The 3,541-nt window shown below is 55.6% G+C and carries 5 protein-coding genes; 2 read left to right on the forward strand and 3 right to left on the reverse strand.

Annotated features, from left to right (window positions below):
* Nucleotides 1–557, reverse strand: a 557-nt coding sequence (locus B3Z49_RS10480; RefSeq protein ID WP_296990632.1) for a LysR family transcriptional regulator, incomplete at its 3' end; no start/stop codon positions are given.
* Nucleotides 558–658: 101 nt separating this feature from the next.
* Between B3Z49_RS10480 and B3Z49_RS10485 the strand changes: the two genes are divergently transcribed.
* Nucleotides 659–1,525, forward strand: coding sequence for an SDR family oxidoreductase (locus B3Z49_RS10485; RefSeq protein ID WP_296990634.1), 867 nt, complete (start codon nt 659–661; stop codon nt 1,523–1,525).
* A 320-nt stretch (nt 1,526–1,845) separates the two neighbouring features.
* Here B3Z49_RS10485 and B3Z49_RS10490 read toward each other — a convergent pair whose 3' ends face one another.
* Both B3Z49_RS10490 and B3Z49_RS10495 read right to left on the reverse strand, forming a co-directional pair.
* Entirely contained in the window at nt 1,846–2,310 is a 465-nt protein-coding gene (locus B3Z49_RS10490; RefSeq protein WP_296990636.1) for a DUF1348 family protein, read from the reverse strand.
* A 95-nt stretch (nt 2,311–2,405) separates the two neighbouring features.
* Nucleotides 2,406–2,954, reverse strand: coding sequence for a carboxymuconolactone decarboxylase family protein (locus tag B3Z49_RS10495; protein WP_064780558.1), 549 nt, complete (start codon nt 2,952–2,954; stop codon nt 2,406–2,408).
* Between the two features lie 175 nt (nt 2,955–3,129).
* On the opposite strand from B3Z49_RS10495, the gene B3Z49_RS10500 reads away from it, so the two are divergent.
* A partial coding sequence (locus tag B3Z49_RS10500) for a TetR/AcrR family transcriptional regulator (RefSeq protein WP_296990638.1) occupies nt 3,130–3,541 on the forward strand: 412 nt, incomplete at its 3' end.

Consider the following 3,541-nt stretch of genomic DNA (forward strand, 5'->3'; position numbering starts at 1 on the left):
TCGTGAAATGCCGGATCATAAAAGCACCGCATCCGTTCGCGAAACAGGCCCTGCCGGGCGATATCGCCATGCTTGCCCGATTGATCAATCGTGATCGCATGATCAATCGTGTCATCGCGCAGCCATTTGACCATCCGCTCCACGCCCGGCACCGATACGACCTGAAGCTGCACATCAGCAGAACAGTTTTGCAAACGCTTCATCAGGGCCGGCAGGATCACCGCCACCTCGTAATCATTAGCACCAAGCACAAAGCGCGCAGAATGATCGGCATTACCGGGATCAAACGCCACCACACGGGTCAGGCCACGCATCCCCTGCAACAACCCACGCACCTGTGGCGCAATTTCGTCGGCATGTGCGGTCGGTGCAACTGATCTGCCTGACCGGACAAACAGCGGGTCGCCGATAATCTGGCGCAACCGATCCAGCCCGTGACTGACCGTCGGTTGCCCGACATCAAGGCGATGTGCGGCTGCCGTCACCGATCCCTCGTCATAAATCGTCAGGAACAGCCGAAGCAGGCGATAATCAATATCCAATTCATCGATTTTCATGCATAAGTATTATCATACCCATCGAATTGATCATATGCATTATTGGGTCCAGATTTCTCCCATGAACAGGCGATGCCTGACCCCTTATCGGAGAAACTGACATGACCATCCTCATCACAGGCGCCACCGGCCAACTCGGAAGCCTTGTTGTCAAACATCTGCTGGATCGCATCCCGGCAAGCGACATCGCGGTAAGTGTGCGCAAGCCGGAAAAGGCCGCAGACCTGACTGCCAAGGGCATTGATGTCCGCGCGGGCGATTTCAATGACCTTGCCCTGATGACGACCGCGTTTAAGGGCATTGACACCGCCCTCATCATCTCGGCCGAGGACGACAACGAAACCCGCATCAAACAACACCGCACCGCTGTCGATGCTGCCAAGGCCGCAGGTGTCAAACACATCGTCTATACCGGTATTGTCGATCCCAAGGCGGATGCCGATTTCACCTATTCGGCCATTCACCTTGATACCGAAAACTACATCCGCCAAAGCGGCCTCGCCTTCACCATTTTGCGCAACAGCTTCTATGCCGATCTTCTGCTGGCCGGTGTCCCACATGCGCTTGAAACCGGCGACTTTGGTGCCCCGGCGGGTGATGCCAAAATCACCTATATCCCGCGCAATGACTTGGCAGAGGCCGCCGCAGTGGTCCTTGCCAAGCCCGCTGATCACGTGAACAAAATCTATGACCTGACCGGGACCAAGGGTGTGACGCACGCCGAAATTGCCGGCTATATCGCAGACGCCACCGGCAAGCCGGTCAAGTTCGTCGACCTGCCCGCTGAGGTCCATACCGGCATCCTCAAAAGCCTTGGCCTGCCCGATCACCTGATCGAAGCGCTTGCCGGTCTCTATGTCGGGGCGAAGAAAGGCGACTACGAAACCGTGAGCAACGATTTCGAAAAACTCGTCGGACGCAAGCCACAATCGGTTGAGGATTTCATCAAATCCGCCCTGGCAAGCTGACCCAACCCCATTACCAACACACAAAAACGGGCCCCGAAAGGGGCCCGGCAAGTTTTCAGGGAGGCATCAGAAACGGACCAAATGGTCCCTGACCTTCAGGGGGTAAAGGTCAGCAGAGAAGAGACAAAAAGCACGGCGGTCGAGGTAATCGAAAAGGCGATATATTTGATAATCATGTTCAGTCTCCTTTGCGGGGGGCGGGGGTACAGGCAAGACAGCACCGGGGACGCACCATCTTGCCTGCCGGGTAGAACGCGTTTCCGCCGAACTTTCCTGTCCGCAAAAGGACCCGGAACATGGCGGGGTGATCTAAATCGGGACTAAAGTCCCAGGTCTGACAGCCCCGGATGATCATCCGGACGGCGGCCAAGCGACCAATGGAACAGCCGGTCTTCAGCCGAAATCGGCTTGTCATTGATCGATGCCACGCGATGGCGCATCAGGCCGTCTTCATCAAATTCCCAGTTCTCGTTGCCATAGGCCCGAAACCAGTTGCCGCTGTCATCGCGATATTCATAGGCAAAGCGCACCGCGATGCGGTTTTCATGAAACGCCCAGAGTTCCTTGATCAAGCGGTACTCCTGCTCCTTGGCCCATTTGCGGGTCAGGAATGCAACGATGTTTTCGCGGCCCTCGAAAATCTCGGCGCGGTTCCGCCAACGGCTGTCTGGCGTATAGGCCAGCGACACCTTTTCAGGATCGCGGCCGTTCCAGCCATCCTCGGCCATACGGACCTTTTGTTTGGCAGTTTCGACGTTAAAAGGCGGAAGAGGTGGCCGTGACATCATCTGATCCTTTGGTTTTTGGTCGATAAAGGAACCCCGGTCGGCGCGCAGCAACATGCGGAGGGGGGAATGCCGACCGGGGGAGTTGCCGGTTGTTACGCTGCGGAGGCGTTAACCACCGGGAAGTCAATCGGGGTATCAAAGGCTTCGTTGAGGTAATTGGTCAGGGTATTGAGCGCGACATGCGCCACGATCTCGACCAGTTCCGCCTCGCTGTAACCGGCAAGTTTGGCGGCACTCACGTCACCTTCGCTAACCTGGCCACGGTTTTTAACCAAAGCGACGGCAAAGCGCACAGCCGCATCCGCTTTCTGATCGCTCGACGTGCCATTGCGGTTTGCCGCGATCTCGGCGTCATCAAGTTTGGCGATGTTTTTACCCAGATAGGTATGCGCCGACAGGCAATAGTCACAGCCATTAAGCTGTGCGACCGCAAGGGCAATGCGTTCGCGGGTCTGCGGATCAAGCGCCCCTTTGGCAAGCGCCCCATTCAGACCAAGATACCCTTCAAGGGCAGCCGGGCTGTTTGCCGTCAGACGAAACAGGTTCGGAACCGAACCAAGCATCTTGTTCACACCTTCAAGAAGCGGCTGGGAAGCTTCCGGTGCAGCATCGATCGAAGCAGGCAGGGAAATACGGGTCATTAAAACTCTCCTAAACAAGTTCGGGTTGATCAGTGTTGAAAACATATATACAGACAGGTCTGTCTACTTGTCAAATATATTTTTGGAATGACCATTCCTGTATCTGAAACGCTTGCAATTCTGCGGATTTCCCGCCACAAGAATACAGACCGGTCTGACTATTGGAGTAAGAAAATTGAAGTCTAAACGCGACGTTCTCGTCGATACGGCCCTGCGTCTTTTCTATACACAGGGCTTCAACGCCACCGGAATCGACAAGATTCTGGCCGAGTCCGGCGTCGCCAAAATGACGATGTACAAACACTTCAAGTCAAAGGATGAATTGATCCTGGCCGCCCTTACCCGCCGCGATGAACAGTTCCGCGACTGGCTGAGCGCTGAAATGCAAAAGGCATCACCCAATCCGCGCGATCAGTTGCTTGCGATGTTTGATGCGCTCGAAGAATGGTTTCATGGCCGCGCCTTCAAGGGCATGGGATTTTCCGGCTGCGCGTTTATCAACGCCTCAAGCGAGTTCGCCAAACTTGATCACCCGGCCCACCAGATCGCCGCCGAACACAAACGCTGCGTGCTCGAACATATTGCCG

Origin of the sequence: Thalassospira sp. UBA1131 (genome assembly GCF_002311515.1) — a bacterium.
Taxonomy (GTDB): Bacteria; Pseudomonadota; Alphaproteobacteria; order Rhodospirillales; family Thalassospiraceae; genus Thalassospira.

Bases quoted from the DNA above. Each gene is read 5' to 3' on its own strand.
- B3Z49_RS10485 (WP_296990634.1), top strand. From the start codon at position 659: ATGACCATCCTCATCACAGGCGCCACCGGCCAACTCGGAAGCCTTGTT.
- B3Z49_RS10490 (WP_296990636.1), bottom strand. From the start codon at position 2,310: ATGTCACGGCCACCTCTTCCGCCTTTTAACGTCGAAACTGCCAAACAA.
- B3Z49_RS10495 (WP_064780558.1), bottom strand. From the start codon at position 2,954: ATGACCCGTATTTCCCTGCCTGCTTCGATCGATGCTGCACCGGAAGCT.